Origin of the sequence: Aquabacterium sp. (assembly GCF_049317225.1) — a bacterium.
GTDB lineage: Bacteria > Pseudomonadota > Gammaproteobacteria > Burkholderiales > Burkholderiaceae_C > Aquabacterium.
This window is the reverse complement of sequence record NZ_JBMOIR010000001.1, coordinates 145,791-170,106: the sequence shown is the minus strand read 5'-3', so window position 1 is coordinate 170,106 and position 24,316 is coordinate 145,791. Positions and strand designations below refer to the sequence as shown.

The 24,316-nt window shown below is 63.2% G+C and carries 20 protein-coding genes and 1 riboswitch; of the genes, 12 read left to right on the top strand and 8 right to left on the bottom strand.

What is annotated here, in order from left to right; all coding sequences use genetic code 11:
• Positions 1 to 9 precede the first annotated feature (9 nt).
• Genes ACOYNB_RS00665 through ACOYNB_RS00655 form a run of 3 tightly spaced genes read left to right on the top strand, consistent with a single transcriptional unit; the run spans position 10 to position 2,582 of the window.
• Positions 10 to 1,149 (top strand): aminotransferase class I/II-fold pyridoxal phosphate-dependent enzyme, encoded by a 1,140-nt coding sequence (locus ACOYNB_RS00665; RefSeq protein ID WP_422837185.1) that lies wholly within the window; start codon positions 10 to 12, stop codon positions 1,147 to 1,149.
• Positions 1,146 to 1,835, top strand: coding sequence for an alpha/beta fold hydrolase (locus ACOYNB_RS00660; RefSeq protein WP_422837184.1), 690 nt, complete (start codon positions 1,146 to 1,148; stop codon positions 1,833 to 1,835). The genes ACOYNB_RS00665 and ACOYNB_RS00660 overlap by 4 nt, the downstream gene beginning before the upstream one ends.
• Positions 1,836 to 1,838: 3 nt before the next feature.
• On the top strand, positions 1,839 to 2,582 hold the full coding sequence (locus tag ACOYNB_RS00655) for a methyltransferase (RefSeq protein WP_422837183.1): 744 nt from the start codon (positions 1,839 to 1,841) through the stop codon (positions 2,580 to 2,582).
• 80 nt (positions 2,583 to 2,662) lie between these two features.
• Here ACOYNB_RS00655 and ACOYNB_RS00650 read toward each other — a convergent pair whose 3' ends face one another.
• The 5 genes from ACOYNB_RS00650 to ACOYNB_RS00630 all read right to left on the bottom strand — a co-directional run bounded on the left by ACOYNB_RS00650 (position 2,663) and on the right by ACOYNB_RS00630 (position 7,806).
• Positions 2,663 to 3,274 carry an OmpW/AlkL family protein gene (locus tag ACOYNB_RS00650; RefSeq protein WP_422837182.1) on the bottom strand — a complete coding sequence of 204 codons (612 nt, stop codon included), beginning with the start codon at positions 3,272 to 3,274 and terminating at the stop codon, positions 2,663 to 2,665.
• Between the two features lie 208 nt (positions 3,275 to 3,482).
• Positions 3,483 to 4,334 carry a methylenetetrahydrofolate reductase [NAD(P)H] gene (gene metF / locus ACOYNB_RS00645; protein WP_422837181.1) on the bottom strand — a complete coding sequence of 284 codons (852 nt, stop codon included), beginning with the start codon at positions 4,332 to 4,334 and terminating at the stop codon, positions 3,483 to 3,485.
• A gap of 23 nt (positions 4,335 to 4,357) precedes the next feature.
• On the bottom strand, positions 4,358 to 5,164 hold the full coding sequence (locus tag ACOYNB_RS00640) for a TlyA family RNA methyltransferase (protein WP_422837180.1): 807 nt from the start codon (positions 5,162 to 5,164) through the stop codon (positions 4,358 to 4,360).
• 14 nt (positions 5,165 to 5,178) lie between these two features.
• A complete protein-coding gene (gene ahcY, locus ACOYNB_RS00635; RefSeq protein ID WP_422837179.1) occupies positions 5,179 to 6,621 on the bottom strand; it encodes an adenosylhomocysteinase in 1,443 nt (480 codons plus the stop codon).
• An 81-nt stretch (positions 6,622 to 6,702) separates the two neighbouring features.
• Positions 6,703 to 6,781: riboswitch (S-adenosyl-L-homocysteine riboswitch) on the bottom strand.
• A 23-nt stretch (positions 6,782 to 6,804) separates the two neighbouring features.
• Positions 6,805 to 7,806: a GGDEF domain-containing protein gene (locus ACOYNB_RS00630; protein ID WP_422837178.1), complete on the bottom strand. Its 1,002-nt coding sequence runs from the start codon at positions 7,804 to 7,806 to the stop codon at positions 6,805 to 6,807.
• A gap of 267 nt (positions 7,807 to 8,073) precedes the next feature.
• Here ACOYNB_RS00630 and ACOYNB_RS00625 point away from each other — a divergent pair, with 267 nt between their 5' ends.
• Entirely contained in the window at positions 8,074 to 11,430 is a 3,357-nt protein-coding gene (locus ACOYNB_RS00625; RefSeq protein WP_422837177.1) for a PAS domain S-box protein, read from the top strand.
• Between the two features lie 52 nt (positions 11,431 to 11,482).
• Positions 11,483 to 13,108, top strand: a complete 1,626-nt coding sequence (locus tag ACOYNB_RS00620; protein ID WP_422837176.1) for a peptide chain release factor 3 — start codon at positions 11,483 to 11,485, stop codon at positions 13,106 to 13,108.
• Between the two features lie 79 nt (positions 13,109 to 13,187).
• On the opposite strand, the gene ACOYNB_RS00615 is transcribed toward ACOYNB_RS00620, so the two are convergent.
• The gene (locus ACOYNB_RS00615) at positions 13,188 to 14,414 is read right to left on the bottom strand and encodes an HD-GYP domain-containing protein (RefSeq protein ID WP_422837441.1); all 1,227 of its coding nucleotides are present in this window, start codon (positions 14,412 to 14,414) and stop codon (positions 13,188 to 13,190) included.
• Positions 14,415 to 14,608: 194 nt separating this feature from the next.
• Between ACOYNB_RS00615 and ACOYNB_RS00610 the strand changes: the two genes are divergently transcribed.
• Together ACOYNB_RS00610 and ACOYNB_RS00605 are read left to right on the top strand one after the other, a co-directional pair.
• The gene (locus ACOYNB_RS00610) at positions 14,609 to 16,114 is read left to right on the top strand and encodes a methyl-accepting chemotaxis protein (RefSeq protein ID WP_422837175.1); all 1,506 of its coding nucleotides are present in this window, start codon (positions 14,609 to 14,611) and stop codon (positions 16,112 to 16,114) included.
• A 46-nt stretch (positions 16,115 to 16,160) separates the two neighbouring features.
• Positions 16,161 to 17,753, top strand: coding sequence for a methyl-accepting chemotaxis protein (locus ACOYNB_RS00605; protein WP_422837440.1), 1,593 nt, complete (start codon positions 16,161 to 16,163; stop codon positions 17,751 to 17,753).
• Here the strand turns inward: ACOYNB_RS00605 and ACOYNB_RS00600 are convergent.
• Positions 17,697 to 18,329, bottom strand: a complete 633-nt coding sequence (locus ACOYNB_RS00600) for a DUF2238 domain-containing protein (RefSeq protein ID WP_422837174.1) — start codon at positions 18,327 to 18,329, stop codon at positions 17,697 to 17,699. The two genes, ACOYNB_RS00605 and ACOYNB_RS00600, sit on opposite strands and share 57 nt — an antisense overlap.
• Before the next feature lie 65 nt (positions 18,330 to 18,394).
• Positions 18,395 to 19,585: a methionine adenosyltransferase gene (gene metK, locus ACOYNB_RS00595; RefSeq protein WP_422837173.1), complete on the bottom strand. Its 1,191-nt coding sequence runs from the start codon at positions 19,583 to 19,585 to the stop codon at positions 18,395 to 18,397.
• Positions 19,586 to 19,889: 304 nt separating this feature from the next.
• Between metK and ACOYNB_RS00590 the strand changes: the two genes are divergently transcribed.
• The 5 genes from ACOYNB_RS00590 to ACOYNB_RS00570 are packed head-to-tail and all read left to right on the top strand — an operon-like array spanning position 19,890 to position 24,294.
• Positions 19,890 to 20,795: a lysophospholipid acyltransferase family protein gene (locus ACOYNB_RS00590; protein ID WP_422837172.1), complete on the top strand. Its 906-nt coding sequence runs from the start codon at positions 19,890 to 19,892 to the stop codon at positions 20,793 to 20,795.
• The gene (locus ACOYNB_RS00585) at positions 20,792 to 21,688 is read left to right on the top strand and encodes a lipid A biosynthesis acyltransferase (RefSeq protein ID WP_422837171.1); all 897 of its coding nucleotides are present in this window, start codon (positions 20,792 to 20,794) and stop codon (positions 21,686 to 21,688) included. Before ACOYNB_RS00590 ends, ACOYNB_RS00585 begins: the two co-directional genes overlap by 4 nt.
• A gap of 46 nt (positions 21,689 to 21,734) precedes the next feature.
• Entirely contained in the window at positions 21,735 to 22,598 is an 864-nt protein-coding gene (gene dapF, locus ACOYNB_RS00580) for a diaminopimelate epimerase (protein ID WP_422837170.1), read from the top strand.
• An 11-nt stretch (positions 22,599 to 22,609) separates the two neighbouring features.
• Positions 22,610 to 23,290 (top strand): DUF484 family protein, encoded by a 681-nt coding sequence (locus ACOYNB_RS00575; RefSeq protein ID WP_422837169.1) that lies wholly within the window; start codon positions 22,610 to 22,612, stop codon positions 23,288 to 23,290.
• 29 nt (positions 23,291 to 23,319) lie between these two features.
• The gene (locus ACOYNB_RS00570) at positions 23,320 to 24,294 is read left to right on the top strand and encodes a tyrosine recombinase XerC (RefSeq protein WP_422837168.1); all 975 of its coding nucleotides are present in this window, start codon (positions 23,320 to 23,322) and stop codon (positions 24,292 to 24,294) included.
• Positions 24,295 to 24,316 lie beyond the last annotated feature (22 nt).

Genomic DNA, 24,316 nt, shown 5'->3' with positions numbered 1-24,316 from the left:
CCCTCTGGCATGACGGCTTTTCTTTCCTCCTACGCAGACCATGTGGCCGACCTGGCGGCACGAGGCCTTCAGCGCCGGCTGCCGCCTCCGTCCGGTCAGTGGCTGGCCGATTTTTCCAGCAACGACTACCTCGGACTGTCGCGCCACCCGGAGGTGCTGGCGGCCGCACGCGACGCAGTCGCGCAATATGGCACGGGTGCCACGGGCTCACGCCTGCTATCGGGCAATCTGGACCTGTATGAGTCCTTCGAGGCCCGCATCGCCCAAGACAAGCACGCGGAAAGCGCACTGATTCTGGGCTCGGGCTACCAGACCAACGCCACGGTACTGGCCGCTCTGATCAACGCCAAGGTGCTGGGTGCCGAGCCGCTGGTGTTCACCGACCGGCTCAATCACGCAAGCCTGCACCATGCATTCAAAGTGGCCGAGGTGCGGCAGATCCGCTTTCGACATGCGGACCTGCCCCATCTGGCGGAACTGCTGGACAAGCATGCCCACAGCGATCAGCCCAAGTTCATCGTGGCCGAGTCGGTGTTTGGCATGGATGGCGACTGCATCGACGTAGCCGGTCTGGTGTCTTTGGCCCAAGCCCACCAGGCCATGCTCTACCTCGATGAGGCCCATGCCACCGGCGTGCTGGGTGAGCGGGGGTACGGCCTGACCGCCGACCAGGGCGGCCGGGTGGATGTGGCCATGGGCACCTTTAGCAAGGCTTTGGGTGGGTCGGGGGCCTACATCGCCTGCAAGCAGGTGGTGAAGGACTACCTCATCAACACCTGCACGGGCTTCATCTACTCCACAGCCTTGTCCCCCATGGTGGTGGCCGCCATGCACAAGGCCTGGACCTTGTTGCCCGCGCTGGATGCCGAACGCCAGCGCCTGCAAGCCATGGCCGCCGAGGTGCGTACGCGCTTGCACGCCATGGGGCTGGACACCGGCTTGTCGACCACCCACATCGTGCCCGTGATACTGGGCGACGAGCGCCGCACACTGCAGGCCCGGGACAAGCTGCAAGCACGAGGCATCAATGTGTCGGCGGTGCGCCCCCCCACGGTCCCGCCCAACACCGCTCGCCTGCGCATGGCCTTCGGGTCACACCACACGCGCGAGCAGATCGACGCCCTGATCGAGGCGCTGCGTGACGTATGAGTGTGGGGCTGGTGTTCTGTCATGGTTGGGGTCTGAGCCACCGCTTCTGGCAACCCTTGCGGGCGGCCTTGTCCGACCTGCCGCAGGTCGTGACCGAGGCAGGATACTTTGGTGATGCCGCGCAGCCCATCGACAGGTCTCAAGCAGAACACTGGGTGCTGATCGGGCACTCGCGCGGATGGGCCCATGCCTGGCAGGGACGGATCACCGCGCCCAACGCCCCCCCTGCGCCGGCCTGGTCCGGCACGGTCAGCCTGTGCGGCTTCACGCATTTTTGTGCCCGCCAAGCCGGCGAACCGGGGCAAGCGCCCCGCATGGTCGAGCGCATGCTCAAAGTACTGGACACAGCCCCGCATGCCGTGCTGAGCGATTTTTTGCAGCGCTGCGGCCTCGGCCATCTGGCCCCAGAGGCCGATCAGGCCTTGAACGTGGCCGCCCTGCGCGCCGACCTCGCCAGTTTGTTGACGCTGGACATCACGGAAGCCTTCTCGACCCTGCCATGCCCCACCCTGGCCCTGGCGGCGCGCGACGATGTCATCGTGTCACCAGCCCTGTCCGAGCAATGCTTTGCGAACTCACCTCACACACAGCTGGTCTGGCACGATCACGGCGGACACGCCTTGGGACATGTGCACGCGGACGCGTGTGCCCAGTACATTCTCACCTTTGTGCAAGCGTGGCGCTGACCCATGGACAAGCACCGAATTCAGCACAATTTTGCCCAAGCGGCCTCGGCCTACGACCAGCATGCGCGCATGCAGCGCGATGCTGCGGCGGCATTGGCCCTGCGCATGCGGCACCAGTGGCCCGAGGCGCATCGCATCCTGGAAATTGGCTGCGGCACCGGGAACCTGACCCGACACCTGTTGACGGCCTATCCACAGGCTCAATTGCTCGCCACCGATCTGGCGCCCAGCATGTTAGCCACCTGCCAGACCCTGCTGCCCCCAGCAGACCGCCCCCGCGTGCAGTTCAAAGCGGCTGACGGCGAGCAGCTGGACACCACCGGCTTCGATCTGGTGGCGTCCAGTCTCGTGTTTCAGTGGTTCGAAGACACACCCGCTACCCTGCGACGCTTGCGGGCACAAGGGGCGCGGGTCGCCGTGGCCACGCTGGTGGACGGCACCTTTCAGGAATGGAAGGACGCACATGCCCAGCTGGGACTGGCCGACGGGGTACGCCCCTTCGTGAGCGAGGGCGCCCTGCGTGAACTCGCCACCGAGTTAGATGCCCATGTCGAATTCGACACCCTGTGCGAACGCTATGACGACGCCAAGGACTTTGTGCGCGCCATCAAGGGCATTGGCGCCGGGACGCCGCGCCCCGGGCACCAGCCCGCCCCCTTGGGCCGGGTGTTGCGCCAGTTTCCTGAAGGCATCACGGTGAGCTATCGCGTGGCGTACTGGTGCGCGGGGCCGTCGTCACGCGCATAAAAAAAGCCTCCCTGTGAAGGGAGGCTTCAAAACGAGAAGTCTCATGCTGCCGGGGCCGACACCCCGGCTGATCCCAAGGATCAGAAGCGGTAGCCGATACCGATACCGAACAGGGTGGGGTCAACCTTGACCTTGCCCAGCTTGGCGCCAGTGGCAACCACCTTGACATCGGTCGCGATGTCGATCTTCTTGAAGTCGACGTTCAGAGAGATGTTCTTGGTGATGGGGAAGTCAGCACCGATTTGGTAAGCCAGACCCCAGCTGTGCTTGGTCACGGTCAGGTCGCCGCCACCCAGGTTCACAGCGGAGAAGTGGGTGTAGTTCAGACCCAGACCGACATAAGGACGAACCGATGCGTTGTCAGGCGCGAAGTGGTACTGAGCGGTCACGGTAGGAGGCAGGTGACGCAGGGTACCCAATGGGCCCAGACCGGTGGAGTTCACGCTATGCTTTTGAGGCGTCGTGGCGATCACTTCCACAGCGAAGTTGGGCGTGAAGAAATACGAAGCGTCGATTTCCCAGATGGTCTTGGAGCTGACGGTCGTGCCGATGGCTTCCACAGTGCCGGTGGCTTCGTTAGCGGGATCCAGTTGCAGGGCGCGAGCACGCACCATGAAGTCGCCAGCGAAGGCAGGAGCAACAGCGGCGCAGGCAGCAACAGCAACCAAGGAACGAGCGAAGATGGATTTCATGGTGAGTCCTTCTTAATAGATAGGTTGTCGGGACTGGCACCCTTGTGGCGCATCCCATGAATCCATTGCACCAAGATTGCCCCACCAGAAACTTGTGCTGCATCAAACCGGGGACTGGATTTGTCGCGAGGAGCCCCCTAAGCCCCGGCCATTTGAGCCAGATCAGGAAAAACCGATGCCTGGCGGCAACGCAGGCCGCCAGGGGGCTTTACAAGCCCAGGCGTTCGCAGATAGCCAGCACCGGAGCGGCCTGGTTCATCGTGTAGAAGTGCAGCGCCGGCACGCCACCGGCACGCAATTGCTCGCACAAATCGCTCACGACATCCAGACCAAAGGCCTGGATCGAGGCCTTGTCATCGCCAAAGCCTTCCAGGCGCGTGCGGATCCAGCGCGGCACTTCTGCGCCACAGGCGTCCGAGAAGCGCAAGAGCTGGCTGCTGTTGGTGATGGGCATGATGCCGGGGACCACCGGGATGAAGGCGCCCAAGGCTTCCGCGTCCTCCACAAAGCGGAAATAGGCATCCGCATTGAAGAAGTACTGCGTCAGGGCCACGTTGGCACCGGCTTGCACCTTGGTCACATAGGCCTTCAGGTCCGCCTGGGGGTTGCGCGCCTGGGGGTGCATCTCGGGGTAAGCGGCCACTTCAATGTGGAAATGATCGCCAGTTTCCTCACGGATGAAGGCCACCAGATCGCTCGCGTAGCGGAACTCGCCGAAGCCACCGTAACCACTGGGCAGATCCCCCCGCAAGGCCACAATCCGACGAATGCCTTCGGACTGGAATTGCGCCAGTTGCTCGCGCACCGACGCCTTGCTGGCACCAATGCAAGAGAAATGCGGCGCGGCATCAAAGCCTTCGGCCAAGATGGCCTTGACCGTTTGCAAGGTACCGTCCTGGGTGGTGCCGCCGGCTCCGTAGGTCACCGAGCAATACTCGGGCTTCAGTGCGTACAACTGCTGGCGTACCGCTGCCAATTTCTCGGCACCTTCCGGTGTCTTGGGCGGGAAGAACTCCAGACTGATCGGCAGATCAGCCTGTGTAGAAGAAGAGGTCGTCATGGACAGACTCTGTAAGTAAGCGCTCACTCGCCGGCCGGAGCACGACGTGCGCGGACAAAGAACTCGCGATTGCCGTCGCCACCCACGATGGCGCTGTCGAAGTATTCGGCCACCTGCAGGCCCTGTTCGGCGCAAGCGGTCTGAATACGAGCCTCCACCTCGGCATAGCTGGCCGGGTCTTTCACCAGGCCACCCTTGCCAATCTGGCTGGGCTGCAATTCGAATTGCGGCTTGACCAGCATGAGCAACTCGCCCTTGGTGGCCAGCAAAGGCACCAGGGCGGGCAGCACCAGGGTCAGGGAGATGAAGGACAGATCGCCCACGATCAGCGCAAAGCCCCCCTTGGGCATGCTGTCTTGCAGATCGTCGGCCGTCATGTGACGGGCATTGACGCCCTCGATGACGGTGACCTGCGCATGCTCGCGGATGCGGCTGTGCACCTGCCCGTGGCCCACATCCACCCCGACGACGCGCTTGGCGCCCTGGGCCAACAGCACTTCGGTGAAGCCACCGGTGCTTTGTCCCACGTCGAGGCAGACCTTGCCTTTGAGGGGCAAGGTGGGCTTGCGGCCAGCGCAATGCTGCAACGCCCCTTCCAGCTTCAGGCCGGCGCGCGAGACCCAACGGGTCTCGGCGTCGTCCACCACCTTGAACGTCACACCGATGGGCAGGGATTCGCCCGCCTTGCGGACCGTGGTCCAGCCCTTCGGGCCATTCCATTGGACGGCGCCCTGCTCCACCAGGCGCTGTGCCGCCGAACGGGTCGGCGCCAGTCCTTGGGAGACGATCTGCTGATCGGCGCGCTGCGTGAGTTCAGGCAAGAAGCTCATGGGGGCACCGCCGATCAGTAACGGTAGGTGTCGGGCTTGTAAGGGCCTTGCACCGGCACGCCGATGTAGGCCGCCTGCTCTTCCGTCAGCGTGGTCAGCTGGGCGTTGAGCGTGGTCAGTTGCAGGCGAGCCACCTTCTCGTCGAGGTGCTTGGGCAGCACGTAGACCTTGCCGATGTCGTAGGCGTCCTTGTGGGCGAACAGCTCGATCTGCGCCAGCGTCTGGTTGGCAAACGACGAGGACATCACATAGCTGGGGTGGCCGGTGGCGCAACCCAGGTTCACCAGGCGGCCCTTGGCCAGCAGGATGATGCGCTTGCCATCTTCAAAGATGACGTGGTCCACCTGGGGCTTGATCTCTTCCCACTTGCACTTCTCTTCCAGCTTGGCGACCTGGATTTCGTTGTCGAAGTGGCCGATGTTGCACACGATGGCGTTGTTCTTCATCGCGGCCATGTGCTCATAGGTGATCACGTCACGGTTGCCGGTGGTGGTCACGAAGATGTCGGCCTGAGACGCAGCCCACTCCATGGTCACCACGCGGAAGCCTTCCATCGCGGCCTGCAGGGCGTTGATGGGGTCGATTTCGGTGACCCACACCTGAGCGCTCAGGGCGCGCAGCGCTTGGGCCGAGCCCTTGCCTACGTCACCGTAACCGCAGACCACGGCCACCTTGCCGGCAATCATGACGTCGGTAGCGCGCTTGATGCCGTCCACCAGCGACTCACGGCAGCCATACAGGTTGTCGAACTTGGACTTGGTGACCGAGTCATTGACGTTGATGGCTCGGAACAGCAGCGAGCCCTTGGCCGACATTTCGTTGAGACGGTGCACCCCGGTGGTGGTCTCTTCGGTCACGCCGATGATTTCGGCGGCCTTGCGCGAGTACCAGGTGCTGTCTTCGGCCAGCTTGGCCTTGATGGCCGCAAACAGGATGCGCTCTTCTTCGCTACCGGGGTTGGCCAGCACCGACAGGTCCTTCTCGGCCTTCTTGCCCAGGTGCATCAGCAGCGTGGCATCGCCGCCGTCGTCCAGGATCATGTTGGGGCCTTCGCCGGCCGAGCCCTTGGGCCCGAAGTCGAAGATGCGGTGGGTGTAGTCCCAGTAATCTTCCAGCGACTCGCCCTTGTAGGCGAACACCGGCGTGCCGGCTTCCACCAGTGCCGCAGCCGCGTGGTCTTGCGTCGAATAGATGTTGCACGAGGCCCAGCGCACTTCCGCGCCCAGGGCTTGCAGGGTCTCGACCAGCACCGCCGTTTGAATGGTCATGTGCAGCGAACCGGTGATGCGGGCGCCCTTCAGGGGTTGCGTGGTGGCGTTTTCCTTGCGGATGGCCATCAGCGCGGGCATTTCGCTCTCGGCGATCTTGATCTCTTTGCGACCCCAGTCGGCCAGAGACATGTCGGCGACGACGCAGGGCACGCCCTTGTGTTCAGTGATCAGGTTGGTAGCGGACATGGACAAAGCTCCTTGATGAAGAAGCCGCCGTGCGCTGCCGGGAATCCATGGCTAAAGATACAGCTCACCCAGCGGGACACATGCGGGTGAGCGCCGTTGCAAATCAGACAGGACTTTCGAGCCTGGGGTTCGGGCGAACCTTGCAACGCTCCTCGAAAGCGGCCGCCAGTATAAAACGGATGCTCAGGCGGGGGAAGCCAGAATCACACGATTTCGGCCAGATTGCTTACCCTGATAGAGCGCCTTGTCGGCGCGGGCCAGCGCCTGTGCGATGGTTTCACCGGGCTGCAGCACACTCATGCCCAAGGTCATGCTCAGCCCACCGGGTCCGCAGTCTGCCGACGGGCGAATCTGTTCGATGGCCCGGCGCAGGCGGTCGGCCACGACCTGCGCTTCACGTTCGGAAGTGCCAGGCAGCAAAACGAGGAACTCTTCGCCCCCCCAGCGCGCCACATGATCCACCTCACGGACCTCGGTGCGCAGGACCGCCGCGATGGCCGTCAACACCGCGTCCCCCACCTCGTGACCATGTTCGTCGTTGATGCGTTTGAAATGATCGACATCGGCCACGATCAGGGCCAGGGGCTGACCCGAGCGGGCAAAAATAGCGGCCTCGCGGTGGGCCACATCCATTACAAAACGTCGGTTATGCAGTTGCGTCAGCGGATCGGTGCAAGCCAGGTGCTGTAAACGCGCCTGCGCTTGCCCCACCAGTCTCTGGTAGATGAACGCCAGAAAGCCTAGGATGACCAAGGTCACAGCCAGATTGAAATAGTAAAGACCTTGGGCGGTCTGGGCAGCCAAAGGGTGTGGCGGCTGATGCCCTTTGAGCCAGTAATCCAGCGCCATGTAGACAACCCCTGCCGCCAGCGCCGTCAAGGCGCGCAGACGCAGTCGCATGAAGTCGGTGAGCATGCCCACCGGGATGATCAGCAGGATGTAGAACTGGAATCCGGCCTCCAGCCCCAAGGTCCAGGACGCCAGGACGCCATGCAGGAAGATCTCGCCGGCAATCAGATTCAGGGCCCACACCAGCACACGGCGCTGCACCAGCACGTAAGCCAGGCCATACAGAAACACACTGCCGACGTTGACCCAAGCCAGTGACGTGGCCCCCGCCGAGACCAGCAACGACAAAAAGGCGATGTGCGCCAGACTGGCCACCACGCAGATGACAGACATCATGCGCACAAAAGCCGATGGCTCCGTGTACGGACGAACTGCTGTCACAAGCCTCCCCATCGCATCCAAGAAATCGCTGAGCCTATGGTGGCACAAGCGTCGCAAGGGGCAATAGAGGTTTTCCAAAAAACGCGCGGGTTTTTGGTTCATGAAATTGGCCTGAACGCAGAAAACCGCACACCTCGCCCCTTCGGGGGGGCTTTTTCTTTCGGGACATCTCCGATTCAGAGCGGCACAATCAAAGATTGCACTGCGGCCAGACATTTGCCAATGCCTTTTCCCGTTTCGCCCATCACACAACCTGCGTCAGGCGACAGCCCGACGCAAGGTCCGTCGTGGCTGGCGCACGCCACCGTGAAGGCTTTGAACCAGAGCGCAGCGCAGTTGTGTCAGGCCCCCATTGCCTTGATCAGCATGGTGGACCCCAGTCGGCAGGAAATCCTGGCGCATGAAGGGTTGCCCATCTATCGCGGGGCACTGCCGCACCTGAACTGGACCATCCGCACCCTGCAACACGACGGTGTCCTGCAAGTCGCCGACACCCATGCCGACCCGGTGTTTCAGGCAGACTGGTTGGCCCACGGCGAGCAGCCCATCCGCTATTACGCCGGCATCGCACTGCGGGATCACGATGGTTCGCCCATCGGGACCCTGTGCATCATGGATTACCAGCCTCGGCCGGATGCCGATCAGGACGTCCAGGTCCTCAATGCACTGGCGTCCTCTGCCGCACTGGCGCTGACCCAGGTGCGCACCGCGCTGCCCGACATCGTGCTGGGCGGGGAGACATGCTATCGCGCCATCGTCGAAGGTCAGATCGAACTGATCAGCCTGTGCGCCCCCGACGGCACGCTGCTGTTTGTCAACGCCGCCTATGCAGAGCATTTTGAAAGCACCCCGGAGGCGCTGATCGGTGGCAGTGTCTTTGACATCGTCCCGGCTGCAGACCAGGACGCGGTCGCCTCACACTTCGAGACGGTGTGCACCCACGGCCTGATCCTGGGGCTGGAGACCCGGTATGTCGACGAACATGGCCGCGTCAGCTGGATTGCCTGGACCAACAGCCCGACCTACGACACACAAGGTCAGGTCATCGCGGTGCAGTCGGTCGGCCGAGACATCACCGAGCGCAAACTGACCGAGCGATCGCTCAAGGAAAGCCAGGCGCGCCTGCGCTCGCTGTACGAGTCCACGCCAGCCATGCTGCACTCGCTGGACGCACACGGGCGATTGCTGAGCGTGAGCGATGTCTGGCTCAACAAGCTTGGCTACACACGCCGGGAGGTCATTGGCCGCAACTCGGCCGAGTTCCTCACGCAAGCGTCTTATGACTATGCGCGCAATGTGGTGTTGCCACAGTACCTGCGCGACAGCCGCATCGAGAACATCGAGTACCAGATGGTGCGCAAAGATGGCTCTCTGATTGACGTGCTGCTCTCGGCCACCATGGAGCGCGATGAAGAAGGCCACCCCTTGCGATCGCTTGCGGTGCTGGAAGACGTGACCGAAAAGCACGCCGTGGAAGCCGCTCTGCGCAGCAACCAGGAGCGACTGGCTCTGGCGACACAGGCCAACGGCATCGGCATCTGGGAATTCGATCTGCTCACGCAGCGAGAAACCTGGAACGACATGATGTTCCAGATCTACGGGGAAGCGAATCGCGCATCCAACTCGGAGCCGCTGGTCTGGCGCGAGCGGATCCCGCCCGACGATCTGGCGCATATCCAGCGCGCCATCGAAGAGGCGGTAACCTCCAACCAGCCGATCAACATCGACTTCCGCATCAACCTGCCCAACGGTGGCGTGCGTGAGGTCAATGGGCGCGCACGGGTGTTCCAGGACCGACAAGGTCGCCCCGCCCGACTGATTGGCACGATCTACGACATCACCGAACACAAGCGCATGGCGCGTGAACTCGCAGAAAAGCATGAGCTGCTGCGTGTGACCCTGCACTCCATCGGCGATGCGGTCATCACGACCGATGCGCAAGGTCGGGTGCAGTGGCTCAACCCTGCCGCCGAGCGCATGACCGGCTGGCACACCGGGGAGGCGCAGGGACGCCCCTTGATCGATGTCTTCCACATCGTGGACGAGGAAACGCGCGAACCCGAGTCCTGCCCGATCACCCGATGCCTGTCCGGCGAGGACGAGGTGGAGTCACCCAGCCAGACCCTGCTGATCTCGCGCAACGGACAAGAGTACGGGATCGAGGACACCACCGCCCCGATTCGCGATGCAGCAGGACTGGTGCTAGGCATGGTGCTGATCTTCCATGATGTGACCGAGCAGCGTCGCATGGGCCACGAAATGAGCTACCGCGCCACGCACGATCCGCTTACGGGACTGGTCAACCGCAGCGAGTTCGAGAACCGCCTGCACCGCGCCCTGGAAGATGCGCAGCAACGCGACAGCGCCCATGCGCTGATGTACATCGATCTCGACCAGTTCAAGCTCGTCAACGATGCCTGCGGCCATGCCATCGGCGACCTGCTGCTCAAGCAGGTGACCGACCTGTTGCAGCACTGCGTACGCTCGCGCGACACCCTGGCTCGCCTGGGTGGCGACGAGTTTGGGGTGATCCTGGAGCATTGCACCGCCGAGCAAGCGCAACGCGTGGCCCAGAAGATCTGCGACCAGATGGAAGAGTTCCGCTTCGTGCACGACGGACGACGCTTCCGCATTGGCACCAGCATCGGTCTGGTTCCGCTGGACAAGCGCTGGGCAACGACGGCCGCCATGATGCAGGCCGCGGACACCTCCTGCTACGCCGCCAAGGAAGCCGGTCGCAACCGTGTCCATGCCTGGTTTGACACCGACCAGGCCATGCAGGCACGCAAGGGCGAAATGCAGTGGGCCACACGGATCGAACAGGCGCTGGATGAAAACCGCTTCGTCCTGTACGGTCAACGCATTGACCCCATCCTGCCCAATCAGGAAGGCATGCGCTGCGAAGTACTCATCCGCTTGCTGGATGCCGATGGCAGCATCATCCCGCCGGGGGCCTTCCTGCCCGCAGCGGAACGGTTCCATCTCGCCACCCGCATCGACCGCTGGGTGGTGCGACACGTGCTGGATTTGCTGCAGACCCGCGCCAGTGAACTGAGTCACGTGCATTCCCTCTCGGTCAACCTGTCCGGCCAATCGCTGGGCGACCCCAGCTTCCAGCAGTACCTGATCAACCACCTGACCACCCCCGGACTGGCCATCCACAAGCTGTGCTTCGAAATCACCGAAACGGCCGCCATCACCAAGCTCGGAGAAGCCAGTCATTTCATCGAGCAGATCCGGCGCCTGGGCGTGCGACTGGCCCTGGATGACTTTGGCTCCGGGTCGTCATCTTTTGGCTATCTGAAGGCCTTGGCCGTGGACTACCTGAAGATTGACGGGCAGTTCATCAAAGACGTGGTCCATGACCCGCTCGACCGGGCCGCCGTGCGCTGCTTCTGCGATGTGGCCCACGTGATGGGCCTGAAAACCGTGGGCGAATTCGTGGACAGCATGGCCGTGCTGCAAGAGCTGCAAGCACTGGGGGTGGATTACGCGCAAGGCTATCTGTGCCACAAGCCCGAGCCGCTGGAGACATTGCTCGGTCTGGCGCCCGCACCGCAACGTGTGGCGAATGCGTGACCTGAAGGGGCGAATCGGCTAGCATGTCGGGCTTCGCCCGGAGCCCCTTGTCGTGTCCACCTCTCCTTACGCCCCCGAAACCGGCCGCCGCCGCACCTTCGCCATCATTTCCCACCCTGATGCGGGTAAGACCACGCTGACGGAAAAGCTGCTGCTGTTCTCTGGCGCGATCCACATCGCCGGCTCGGTCAAGGCCCGCAAAGCCTCACGCCACGCGACCTCGGACTGGATGGAAATCGAAAAGCAGCGCGGCATCTCGGTGGCGTCATCCGTCATGCAGATGCTGTACCGCGACCACGTGGTCAACCTGCTGGACACCCCGGGCCACAAGGACTTCTCGGAAGACACCTACCGCGTGCTGACCGCCGTGGACTCGGCCTTGATGGTGATTGACGCGGCCAACGGTGTGGAAGCCCAGACCAAGCGTCTGATTGAGGTTTGCCGCCAACGCGACACGCCCATCATCACCTTCGTCAACAAGATGGACCGCGAAGGCCGCGATCCGCTGGAGCTGCTGGACGAAGTCGAACAAGAACTGGGCATGCCCTGTGTGCCCATGACCTGGCCCGTGGGCCAGGGCAAGCAATTCGGCGGCATCGTGAACCTGCGCACCAAGTCCATGCGCCTGTTTGATGCCGGCGCCGACAAGCGCGGCGAAGACGACGAGGTCGTGTCACTGGACGAGCGTGACAAGCTCGCCGCCCGTTTCGGGCACGACTGGGAGCTGGCCGAGCAAAACATGGAACTGATGGCCGAAGCCGCCCCCACCTTCGACATCGAACAGTTCCTGGCCGCCAAGCAGACCCCCGTGTTCTTCGGCTCGGCCGTGAACAACTTCGGTGTGCAGGAAGTGCTGGACGCCCTGGTGGACCTGGCCCCCTCGCCCCGCCCCCGTTTCAGCACCGAAAAAGACGGTTCACACAAGGAAATCGCCCCCGAGATGGAAAACTTCTCGGGCGTGGTCTTCAAGGTGCAGGCCAACATGGACCCGTCTCACCGCGACCGCATCGCCTTCGTGCGCGTGTGCTCCGGCAAGTACGAGCCCGGCATGAAGCTCAAGGTGCAACGCTCGGGCAAGGAACTGCGGCCCACCTCGGTGGTGACCTTCCTGTCACAACGCCGTGAAGCGGTGGACGAGGCCTTTGCCGGCGACATCATCGGCTTCACCACGCACGGTGGCGTGCAACTGGGCGACACCATCACCGATGGCATCAACCTGCAATACACCGGCCTGCCCTTCTTCGCCCCCGAGCTGTTCCAGACTGTGGAACTGGCCAACCCGATGAAATCGAAGCAATTGCAAGCTGGTTTGCTGCAGTTGGGAGAAGAAGGCGCCATTCAGGTCTTCCGCCCCGAGGCTGGCGGCTCGATGCTGCTGGGTGCCGTAGGTCAACTGCAGTTTGAAGTGGTGCAGCACCGTCTGAAGGCTGAATATGGTGTCGACATCCGCCTGATGCCTTGCCGCTTCACCGGCGCACGCTGGATCACGGCTGACACGCCCGAGGCCATGAAGAAGTTCACCGACGAGAACGCCAGCAAGCTGGCCCTCGACGCGGCTGACACCCTGGCCTACATGATGACCTCGACCTACGACCTGCGCCTGACGGCAGAACGCCACCCACTGGTGCACTTCCATCCGCTGCGCGAGCACGCGGGCCTGAGCCTGTCGACGCAATAAGCTGGGGCATCTCGGCCCCGTCCAAAATCAAAAGGCACCCCGTGGGGTGCCTTTTTGTTGCGGGCAGGCCGGATCGCGCTCAGGCCTGCATCCAGAGCTGATCGAGGTTGCGGAACCCCCAAGCAGAGGGCGACTCGCGCGACACGATCTGATCCACGCTCTTGCTGAGGTCCAGCAATTCAGGCGTGATGGGCTGATTGGCCTTGGTCGAGAAGAACACCTTCACGACCGGATTGAGCAAGGACGTGGTGCCCTGCTCCACCACCACCGCCAGGCGACCCGACTGCAGCTTCACCAGTGAGCCGGTGGGGTAGATGCCAATGCTCTTGACGAAAGCCTGGAAGATGCGCTCGTCGAAATGGCCTTCCTTGGACCACGCGGCCATCTTGGTGATGGAGTCCGCCGGGTCCCAGCCCGCCTTATAAGGCCGGTTGGAGGTGATGGCGTCGTACACGTCGCAGACCGCGCCCATCTTGGCAAACAGGCTGATCTCGTCGCCTTTGAGGCCATGCGGATAGCCTTTGCCGTTGACCTTTTCATGGTGGTGCAGGCAAACGTCCAAGGCCGTTGGCCCCACGCCCTTGCCTTCCACCAGCAGCTTGTGCCCTTCTTCCGGGTGCGACTTCATGATGGCGAATTCTTCCGCCGTCAGGGCACCGGGCTTGTTGAGCACCTCCAGCGGCATCATGGCTTTGCCAATGTCATGTACCAAGCCCGCCAAGCCGGCTTCGCGGCACTCTTCAGGACTGAGATGCAACTGACGCGCCAGGGACACCATCAGCGCGCACACGGCCACCGAGTGCATGAAGGTGTAGTCATCGCTGGTTTTCAGACGGGCCAGACTGATGATGGCCCCCGGGTTGCGCTCAACCGAATCAGAGATCTCCTGCACCAGCGGCAGGCAATGCTCGGTATCGACCGCCTTGCCCATGCGAACGTCCTGGAACATGGAGCGCATGGCGGCGCGCGATTGCGCAATCACACGTCCGGCACGCTGCACCTCCTGCTGGAGGCTGCATTGCTGCACGGCGGGGGCATCGTCCAGATCGGCTTCGGGACTGGGCTCTGCGCGGTCCTGGCCCGAACCCACCTCGACATCGTCCACCACTTCGACGCGGGGATCCTCCACATCCAGCCCTTTGCTGATGTCGATGATCACCTCGGACACACCAGAGAGCTGCGCAATCTGGCGCGCATCGGAGACTTTGAACGAACCACGCCAGAAAGGATGATCCATCCACGAGCCACAAACCTCGTGGATGAACATGCCGACGCGCAGTTGCTGAGTAGAGATCTTCTTGAGCATGAACGTGAGAAGCCAGCCTGCATAAGCTGACAAGGCCTCTCATCGTAGGGCTTTCGGCGCGGGTTCTCGTCCTCAAAAGCCCGTGTCCCGCGATTTTTTTCTCAGGGTTGTTGCCTGTTCAAGATCTCACTGTTGCAGCCGATATGCACTAAACCCGTGCATTTCTCGGAATGAAACCTGGAGCCTCAGAAGTCATGAGCCTGAAGAATCTCAGCACAGCTCAAAAATTGTGGGCAGGCGTTGCCTTCCTGATTTTCTGCAACGTGTTCATTGTCGGGTTTTCGGGTGTGCGGACGGCAGGGCTGAAGGCCCGCTCCGAGGCCCATTTTGAGGAACTGGACGCCAAGCTCAGCGCAGGGCAAAAATGGGCCAACCTCAGCGAGGTGGCCGCCAACCGTGCCGTCAGCGCCGGCTTGGCCGGCGACAGCCCCTTGAGCACGACGCTCGCGACAGAGCAAGCCGCGCTGGACAAGGACATTGCCGGTTTACGCCAACAATTGGATGCCTTGGCACTCAACAGCGATGACCGCGAGGCCCTGTCTCGGGCCGATCAGGCCAAGCAAGCGCTGGATCAGGCCATCAAGTCGGGTGATGGCCCCAAAGTGATGGCGGCCTTGCAGGCCCACGCTCAGACGCTGCGCACGTTTGCGGCCATGCAGCCACAAGAAGCCATCGACTATCGCCACCAGATCGCAGACGAGCGTAGCCGCACCGTCACGCTGGCCGCCATCATGGGTCTGACCGTGATCAGCATCATGGTGGCTGGCGCGTTTGTGCTGATCCGATCCATCCGCGCACGCCTGAATCTGGCCATGCAGACCGCCTCGTGCCTGGCTGCAGGCGACCTGACGGTGAAGATTGACCCGGGTCACTACGACGAAATCGGTCAATTGCTGGGCTCCCTGCAAGACCTGGCTGACTCGCTCAACCGCCTGGTGGGGGATGTTCGCCAGACCTCGGAAGGCATTTACACCGCCTCCAGCGAGATTGCGGCGGGCAACATGGACCTGTCCAACCGAACAGAACAAACGTCGGCCAACTTGCAGCAAACTGCATCATCCATGGTGCAACTGACCGACAACGTGCACGAATCCGCTCAAGCGGCCCAGCAGGCACATGCGCTGGTGGGCTCGGCCTCTGAAACCGCCAGCCGTGGCGGCGAAGTCATGAACGCGGTGGTGGCCAACATGGACAGCATCGCGCAAGCCTCTCGCAAGATTGGCGACATCATCGGGGTGATCGACGGCATTGCCTTCCAGACCAACATCCTGGCTCTGAACGCTGCGGTGGAAGCCGCTCGCGCAGGTGAGCAAGGTCGCGGCTTCGCGGTCGTCGCCGGCGAAGTGCGCTCGTTGGCGCAGCGCTCAGCCGAAGCCGCTCGCGAGATCAAGTCACTGATTGGCGCCTCGGTCGAACAGGTGGAATCAGGTTCGCGTTTGGTCGAGAACGCCGGACAGACCATGCAGGACATCGTGGCCTCCGTGATGCGGGTCACCGATGTCATCGGGCAAATCACCTCGGCCGCAGCCGAGCAAAGTGCCGGCATTGGCCAAATCAACCAGTCGGTGGGCTTGCTCGATCAGATGACGCAGCAAAATGCGGCACTGGTCGAAGAATCGGCCGCCACCGCGGCGAGTTTGCGCGGCCAGGCCGATCAGCTACGGCAACACGTCAATGTGTTTCGCCTACTGAACGACTGATCCATACACAACACAGTGCGTTTAGGGAGCCTACGGAGATATCGTGATGCGTTTCAACCAACTCTCTATCGCTCGCCGCCTGTGGGTGGCTGTTGGCCTCTTGATCGTGGCCTTGGTCAGCATTGTGTTGTTTGCGGGCTGGCGGTCCGCATCCACACAAAAGGTCGCTGAAGTACAAATGACGCAAGCCGCTGAACGGCTCAAGGCTGTGCAGGAATGGGCCCGGCTGTCTGAGCTGACCATTGCGCGCGCCACCGCCGCCGTGCTGAGCAAAGACCCAGCTGTGGGGGCGCACTTCAAACCCATGAACGATCAGATCATTGAGCACATCACCGGGCTCAAGAAGCAGATCGAAGCCATGGACCTGACCGAAGCCGATCGCACGCAAATTCGACTGATTGGGGAGGCGCGCGCCAAGGTACTCGGGTCACACAAGAAGGTGTCCGAGTTCAAGGCTGCTGGCGACGAAGCGGGCGCACAGAAAGAATTCAACGAGGTATTTGTTCCTGCCGTGGACGTGTACACCAAGGCCTTGTATGCCTTTGCCACAATGCAGGAAGAGCAAGGCGTAGCATTGCGAGCCCAGATCGCCGATGCGCGCCGCAGCACGGTGGCCATGGCGGCCGGCATGATCGTGGTGGTCTTGATCGGGGTGATCGTGGGGGCCAATGTGCTGATCCGCTCGATCAAGTTGCCCCTGGCCCATGCGGCAGAAGTGACGCAGCGGATCGCCGAGGGTGACCTCACCGTACAGGTTCGCGTCGACCGTGAAGACGAGGTGGGGCAAATGCTGCTGGCGCTGCAGGGCATGGCCGCTTCACTGGTGAACCTGGTGGGTGACATCCGGCACTCCACCGACAGCATTGCCACGGCATCCTCCGAAATTGCCTCGGGCAACCAGGATCTCTCGTCTCGCACCGAGCAAACGGCGTCCAATCTGGAGCAAACCGCTTCGTCCATGGAGGAGCTGACCGGCACCGTCCGGCAAACGGCCGACTCGGCCCGGGTGGCCAACCAGCTGGCCACCTCTGCATCGGATGCAGCGCAGCGGGGCGGCGAGGTGGTGGCGCAGGTGGTCGCCAACATGGATGGCATTGCCCACGCATCCCGCAAGATCGCTGACATCATTGGGGTGATCGATGGCATTGCCTTCCAGACCAACATCCTGGCGCTGAACGCTGCGGTGGAAGCCGCCCGTGCGGGCGAGCAAGGTCGCGGCTTTGCCGTGGTGGCCTCAGAGGTGCGCAGCTTGGCGCAACGCTCGGCAGAGGCCGCCAAGGAGATCAAGTCACTGATCGTGGATTCGACCGAAAAGGTCGATGCCGGAGCGCGGCTCGTGTCTGACGCAGGGATGACCATGCAAGACATCGTCACGGCCATTCAGCGGGTCACCGACACGATGGCCGAAATCAGCACCTCGGCAGCGGAGCAAAGCGACGGCATCTCGCAAGTCAACCAAGCCGTGACCCAGCTGGACAACATGACCCAGCAGAACGCCGCCCTGGTGGAAGAGTCGGCCGCGGCGGCCGCCAGCCTGCGTCAACAGGCCGATCACCTGACCCAGGTGGTCAGCGTGTTTCGCCTAAACACCGACCGCGTGGCCCGCCAAGACCCCAAGCTGCCGCGCTTGCCAGCGTGACAACAGCAACTGAGCGGCCATAGCCCCGACCCAGGCCATGAACATGTCGGCCTGCGTGTCAAAGGGGTCACCTTGCGTGGCCAGAAATTCGTCGGCGCCCTGACCCAGCGCCAGCGCCGCCCCCCACTCGATGAACTCGTAGCAGGCACTGATGGCCAGGCACACGCAGGTCACGAGGAAGAACAGCCATTTGCCCGGCTTCAAAGGCGTCCGCCGCAGCAGGATTTCTCGGGCCACCATGGCGGGCACAAAACCTTGCGCCAGGTGCCCCAAGCGGTCGTAGTGATTGCGGCTCAGGTCCAGCCAGTCCTGCACCCAAAAGCCCAGGGGCACGCGTGCGTAGGTGTAATGTCCCCCCACCATGAGGATGAAGGCGTGCACCAGGATCAGGCCGTACACCAACGGCGTCAATGGAAAGCGGGTGCGCGTGAAGGCCAGCAGGGGCACCACCACGAACACCGGAAACACCTCCATGGCCCAGACGCCTGGATCGAAGGCCCCGTGCCAGGACCAGCCCAGGCCCACCAGCATCGCCGCCAGCCAGGCCACTTCCCATCCCCGTGTTCGCGTCATCATGGTCGATTCCCCGCAATGAAAAAAAGGCCGCTGAAAGCGGCCTTTGATTGTGCACAGAAACGCGGTCAGCCCTGGAGGCCAGCCGCATCGCGCAGAGCTTGCGCCTTGTCAGTACGCTCCCAGGTGAACTCGGGCTCTTCGCGACCAAAGTGGCCGTACGCCGCCGTCTTGGAGTAGATGGGGCGCAGCAGGTCCAGCATCTGGATGATGCCCTTGGGACGCAGGTCGAAGTGCGCGTTCACCAACTTGGCGATCTCGTCGTCGGCGATGACGCCGGTGCCATAGGTGTTGATGGTCACGTTCATGGGGCGCGCTACACCGATGGCGTACGCCACCTGCACCTGGCACTGCTTGGCCAGGCCCGCAGCGACCACGTTCTTGGCCACATAGCGCGCGGCGTAAGCAGCCGAACGGTCCACCTTCGTGGGATCCTTGCCCGAGAAGGCGCCGCCGCCATGCGGGCAGGCGCCGCCGTAGGTGTCCACGATGATCTTGCGGCCGGTCAGACCACAGTCACCTTGCGGGCCACCGATCACGAAACGACCGGTCGGGTTGATCAGGTACTTGGTGTCCGCCGTCAGCCACTCTTGGGGCAGCACGGGCTTGATGATCTCTTCGCGGACGGCTTCATAGAAGCTGTCCTTCATCTTGGTGGCGGTTTCCGACTGATCGGGGCTGTGCTGGGTCGACAGCACCACGGTGTCAATCGACGTGGGCTTGCCGTCCACATAACGCAGGGTGATCTGGGCCTTGGCGTCCGGGCGCAGGAAAGGCAGCCGACCATCCTTGCGCAACTGAGCCTGACGCTCCACCAGACGGTGGGCGTAATAGATGGCGGCCGGCATCAGTTCCGGTGTTTCCTGGCAGGCGTAACCGAACATCAGGCCTTGGTCACCGGCGCCGATGTTCAGGTAGTCGTCGCTGGCGCGGTCCACACCTTGGGCGATGTCGTTCGACTGCTTGTCGTACGCCACCAGCACGGCGCAACCCTTGTAGTCGATGCCGTACTCGGTGTTGTCGTAGCCGATGCGCTTGATGGTGTCACGCGCCACCTGGATGTAGTCGACGTTGGCTTGCGTGGTGATTTCACCGGCCAGCACGACCAGACCGGTGTTGGTCAGGGTTTCGGCGGCAACACGAGAGAGCGGGTCCTGCGCCAGGATGGCGTCGAGGATGGCATCGGAGATCTGGTCGGCAACCTTGTCGGGGTGGCCTTCCGAGACCGACTCGGAGGTAAAGAGGTAATCGTTCGACACGCTGTGTGCTCCAGAAAAAAGTTCACTGACCTCGGCGTCGCCGGGGCTGGGAGTCATCACTCTGGGCAGCGGCGAACGCTTTAGCGGCATTTGTGAATCGCCCCGCAAGTTGTCCTGTTAACTCGGCGATGGATGCAAGTGTAGTGGATCGGCGCCAAATCAGTCAGCGAAACAACCTCAAGAAGATGGTGGCTTTATGACAAGTTAGGCATAGATCAAGGCCGATCCACGCCAGGAGACAGGTCCGCGACGTCTCGGGCAGAATGCGGCCTACCCGCGCTCGTGCGCTTGGCAACCCCGTTTCATGGCCCGACTGTTTTTCCTGCTGTCTGGCTGGCCCCTGTTTGTGCTGCACCTGATCGGCAGCGTGATGGGCTGGCTGGCTTACCTGCTGTCCCCGTCGTACCGGCACCGCCTGGTCGCTCACGCGCGCTTGGCAGGCCTGACACGCTGGCAGCGCTGGCAGGCGGTGGCCCACGCCGGCAAGATGGTGGGCGAATTGCCCCGCCTGTGGGGCCGACCGCGCGACCAGGCCCTGGGTCGCAGCGTGCGCTGGGAGCATGTCGAGGCGGTCGAACAAGCCTTGGCAGAAGGCCATGGTCTGATGGTGGTCACGCCGCATCTGGGCTGCTTTGAAATCACGGCACAGGCCTATGCCGATCGATTCGGCGCCGAAAAGCCCATCACCGCGCTGTACCGTCCTGCCAAGCAGCCCTGGCTGGCCGAGATGCTCAAAAGTGCCCGCAACCGTCCCGGCATGCTGACCAGCCCCGCCACCCTGGCTGGCGTGCGCCAGATGCTGCGCGCCCTCAAAAAGGGCGACACCGTGGGCATCCTGCCCGATCAGGTGCCACCAGAGGGCATGGGGACGTGGGCGCCGTTTTTCGGCCGCGATGCCTACACGATGACCATGGCGGCCAAACTGGTGGCCCAGACCGGCTGCGCAGTGATCTTGCTGCGGGGCGAACGCCTGAGTTGGCTGAACCGGCTGCGCCAAGGCTGTGACTACGTGGTCCACGCCCGCCGCGTCCCGGCGGACATCGAACACCTGCTGGCCCAAGGCGATGCGGCACAATCCGCCGCCGCCATCAACCGGCTCATGGAAGAAATGATCATGCAAGCACCCGAGCAGTACCTGTGGGGCTACAACCGCTACAAGGGCCCTCGCGCCGACATCCTGACCTCGGCCAGCGGAGAGGGGCAATCATGAGCGACCTCGGTATCCGACTGGCTCTGGCTTTTTTGTGGCTGCTGCACTGGTTGCCCCTGCCTGTTCTGGCCGCGATGGCTCGCGGACTGGGCGCCGTGCTCTACCGGCTGGCGGGTTCACGTCGCAAGGTCGGCCTGCGCAACCTCGAACTGTGCTTTCCCGACATGCCGCTGGCCGACCGCGAACACTTGCTGCGCCAGCACTTCCAATGGCTCACGCAAAGCCTGTTGGACCGGGCTGTGCTGTGGTGGGCCTCACCTGCTCGCATCCAGCGCCTGATCCACATTGAGGGCGACATCGAGCTGGCCGAACGGGTGTACCAGACCGAGGGCCGCGCCACCATGTGGCTGTGCCCGCACTTCGTCGGTCTGGACGTGGCCGGTGCAGCCATCCTGCTGTGCCAGAAGCGCCCCGGGGCCTCGATCTACCAATCGCAGAGCAATCCCCTGATGGACAAGATGATGAAGCGGGGCCGTCTGCGTTTCGGCAATGCCGAGATCTTTCCTCGTCAGGACTCGATCAAGCCGCTGCTGCGCGCCATCAAGGATGGACGCGGCTTCTTCAATCTTCCCGACATGGACTTCGGGATGCAGGACGCCGCCTTTGTGCCCTTCTTCGGCGTGCAGGCCGCCACCTTGCTGGCGCCGTCCCGCATGGCGCGCCTGCTGAACATGGTGGTGCAGCCGGTCATCACCGAGTTGCTGCCCAACGGCCAGGGCTGGCGCGTGCGATTCATGCCTGCCCTGCACGACTTCCCCACCAAAGACGTGGAAGCCGATACGGCCGCCCTCAACCGCTTCATCGAAAACGAAATCCTCAAGCAGCCGGCGCAATACCTGTGGGTTCACAAGCGTTTCAAGACGCGCCCACCCGGCGAGCCAGGCCTGTATTGATCCGGGCGCGCCACGCGCGCAGCGATTGCGACGGATAATCCCCGCCATGAAGCTGCGTTTCACCAAGATGCATGGTGCGGGCAACGACTTTGTCGTGCTCGACGCCACCCGCGAGCCCCTGCCCTTGAGCACGGCCCAGTACCGTTTCATCGCCGATCGGCGCTTTGGCATCGGGGCTGACCAGATCCTGGTCGTCGAACCCGGTGATGCGGCGCGCGGCACCGATTTCACCTACCGCATCTTCAATGCGGACGGTGGTGAAGTCGAACAGTGCGGCAACGGTGCCCGGTGCTTTGCCCGCTTTGTGCATGACAAGGGTCTGACCCAGAAGGACCTGATCCGCGTGCAGACCATGAAGGCCATCATCGAGCCACGTCTGCAAGCCGATGGTCGGGTCACCGTCGACATGGGGGCGCCCTTCTTGGTGCCCGCCGAGGTGCCGTTCGATGCCACCGGCCTGACGCCCAAGCTGGTCAACGGCTGCGAGCTGTGGCCCATTCAACTGGCCAACCATCCGGTGGATGTGGCGGTGGTGTCCATGGGCAACCCGCATGCCGTCATGCGTGTGGACAGCACCGAGCACGCGCCGGTCGACGAGCTCGGGCCGCAAGTGGAAGCGCACGCCCGTTTCCCCCGCCGCGTCAACGCCGGCTTCATGGAAGTGGTCAGCCGCAGCCACATTCGCCTGCGCGTGTACGAACGCGGCTCTGGCGAAACCCTGGCCTGTGGCTCGGGCGCCTGCGCCGCCGTGGTGGCAGGCATCCGATTGGGCTGGCTGGATGGCACGGTCGATGTCGACATGCCCGGCGGTCGCCTAACCATCAGCTGGGCAGGTCCCGGCACCCCCGTATGGATGACCGGTCCCGCCGTCACGGTGTTTGAAGGCGAGATCGAGGTTCCTGAACTGTGAGCGATTCCCCCATGACCCTGCAAGGCATCACCGAAGACGAGATTGCCAATTACCTGGTGCACACCCCGGGCTTTTTCGAACGCAACGCCCAGTTGCTGTCGTCCATCCAGCTGGTGAGCCCTCATGGCCAACGCGCCGTGTCGCTGCAAGAGCGCCAGATGGAGATGCTGCGCGACAAGATCCGCGGACTGGAAAAGCGCATCATCGAGATGATTCGTCACGGTCAGGACAACGAGGCCATCGCCCACCGCCTGCACCAGTGGGTACGCGCCGTGTTGCTCGCCCATGACGACCGTGCGCTACCCGACGTGCTGCAAACCGAGTTGAGCGACATTTTCCTGATCCCGCAAACCGCGGTGCGACTGTGGGGCACTTCCACGCACCCCCTGCGCCAGGACGTGACCGACCTGACCAGCACCCTGAGCGTCAGTGACGATGTGCACAGCTTCGCCAGCAGCCTGAGCCAGCCATACTGTGGGCTGAACTCGGGTTTTGAAGCCAGCAAATGGCTGCCCGACAGCGCCAGCATCACGTCGCTGGCACTGATCCCGCTGCACCACGAAGGCCATTGCTTTGGCTTGCTGGTGCTGGGTTCGCCCGACCCCACTCGTTACACCGCCGACATGGGCGTGGACTTCCTGCAGCAGGTGGGCGACATCGCCGGTGCAGCGCTGGCCCGTTTGCTGGCCTGACGTCTGTTGCGCAGGCAACTTCTCCACGCATGCGCAACCCCGACCTCCTGATCGCCCAGCACCTGGACTACCTCCGGGTGCAACGGCGTCTGGCAGATCGCACCCTGGCGATGTACGGCGACGCCTTCGCGCGCCTCCAAGCCTTCTGCGAGAAAGAGCAGCTCGAACTGGCGGCCCTCAAGCCCCACCACGTGCGCGGCTGGATTGCCCGACTGCATGCGCAAGGACTGGGGCCCCGCAGTCTGGCCATCACCCTTGCGGCCTGGCGGGGCTTGTTCAAATGGCTGGGGCGTGAAGGCCTGGCGCCGCTGAACCCGGCAGATGGCATCAAGCCCCCCAAAGCCCCCAAGCCTCTGCCCAAGGCTTTGTCGGTCGATCAGGCCGTGACCCTGGCCGAGCATCAACCCCAGGATCCGGTGGCCACCGCCAGCTCAGCCGCAGCGGCCACGCGCGCCGAGCGTGAGGCGCCCTGGCTGGCCGCGCGCGATCGCGCCATGATCGAACTGCTCTACAGCAGCGGCCTGCGCAGCGCCGAACTACTGGGGTTGGACGTGGTCAGCGGCCCCCAAGCCGCTGGCTGGATCGACCTCCCAGGGGCCGAGGCCCACGTGCTGGGCAAAGGCCACAAACGCCGCACCGTCCCCGTGGGCGCCGCTGCCTTGAGGGCGCTGCACGCCTGGCTGGACGTGCGCGCCAGCCTCATCGCCCCGTTGGTGCCCGCCTTGTTCATCAGCCGGCAGGGGCGCCGCCTCACCGCCGCCCAGTTGCGCAACCGACTCAAGCAACTCGCGCAAGAAGCCGGCTTGCCCACCCACGTGCACCCGCACATGCTGCGCCACAGCTTTGCCAGCCACCTGTTGCAATCCAGCGGCGACCTCCGTGCCGTGCAAGAACTGCTGGGCCATGCCCACATCACCACCACACAGGTCTACACCAAGCTGGACTTCCAGCACCTGGCCAAGGTATACGACGCGGCCCATCCCCGCGCCCGCCGCAAGTCCTGACAAGGCCCACGGCATCGGGGAC

What these genes read in the sequence shown, in the direction of transcription:
- ACOYNB_RS00575 (WP_422837169.1), top strand. Translation starts at nt 22,610, where the DNA reads ATGACCCTGCAAGGCATCACCGAAGACGAGATTGCCAATTACCTGGTG.
- ACOYNB_RS00650 (WP_422837182.1), bottom strand. Translation starts at nt 3,274, where the DNA reads ATGAAATCCATCTTCGCTCGTTCCTTGGTTGCTGTTGCTGCCTGCGCC.
- ahcY (WP_422837179.1), bottom strand. Translation starts at nt 6,621, where the DNA reads ATGTCCGCTACCAACCTGATCACTGAACACAAGGGCGTGCCCTGCGTC.
- ACOYNB_RS00600 (WP_422837174.1), bottom strand. Translation starts at nt 18,329, where the DNA reads ATGATGACGCGAACACGGGGATGGGAAGTGGCCTGGCTGGCGGCGATG.
- ACOYNB_RS00590 (WP_422837172.1), top strand. Translation starts at nt 19,890, where the DNA reads ATGGCCCGACTGTTTTTCCTGCTGTCTGGCTGGCCCCTGTTTGTGCTG.
- ACOYNB_RS00605 (WP_422837440.1), top strand. Translation starts at nt 16,161, where the DNA reads ATGCGTTTCAACCAACTCTCTATCGCTCGCCGCCTGTGGGTGGCTGTT.
- ACOYNB_RS00655 (WP_422837183.1), top strand. Translation starts at nt 1,839, where the DNA reads ATGGACAAGCACCGAATTCAGCACAATTTTGCCCAAGCGGCCTCGGCC.
- metF (WP_422837181.1), bottom strand. Translation starts at nt 4,334, where the DNA reads ATGACGACCTCTTCTTCTACACAGGCTGATCTGCCGATCAGTCTGGAG.
- ACOYNB_RS00615 (WP_422837441.1), bottom strand. Translation starts at nt 14,414, where the DNA reads ATGCTCAAGAAGATCTCTACTCAGCAACTGCGCGTCGGCATGTTCATC.
- ACOYNB_RS00625 (WP_422837177.1), top strand. Translation starts at nt 8,074, where the DNA reads ATGCCTTTTCCCGTTTCGCCCATCACACAACCTGCGTCAGGCGACAGC.
- dapF (WP_422837170.1), top strand. Translation starts at nt 21,735, where the DNA reads ATGAAGCTGCGTTTCACCAAGATGCATGGTGCGGGCAACGACTTTGTC.
- ACOYNB_RS00610 (WP_422837175.1), top strand. Translation starts at nt 14,609, where the DNA reads ATGAGCCTGAAGAATCTCAGCACAGCTCAAAAATTGTGGGCAGGCGTT.
- ACOYNB_RS00630 (WP_422837178.1), bottom strand. Translation starts at nt 7,806, where the DNA reads ATGATGTCTGTCATCTGCGTGGTGGCCAGTCTGGCGCACATCGCCTTT.
- ACOYNB_RS00640 (WP_422837180.1), bottom strand. Translation starts at nt 5,164, where the DNA reads ATGAGCTTCTTGCCTGAACTCACGCAGCGCGCCGATCAGCAGATCGTC.
- ACOYNB_RS00665 (WP_422837185.1), top strand. Translation starts at nt 10, where the DNA reads ATGACGGCTTTTCTTTCCTCCTACGCAGACCATGTGGCCGACCTGGCG.
- ACOYNB_RS00570 (WP_422837168.1), top strand. Translation starts at nt 23,320, where the DNA reads ATGCGCAACCCCGACCTCCTGATCGCCCAGCACCTGGACTACCTCCGG.
- ACOYNB_RS00660 (WP_422837184.1), top strand. Translation starts at nt 1,146, where the DNA reads ATGAGTGTGGGGCTGGTGTTCTGTCATGGTTGGGGTCTGAGCCACCGC.
- ACOYNB_RS00585 (WP_422837171.1), top strand. Translation starts at nt 20,792, where the DNA reads ATGAGCGACCTCGGTATCCGACTGGCTCTGGCTTTTTTGTGGCTGCTG.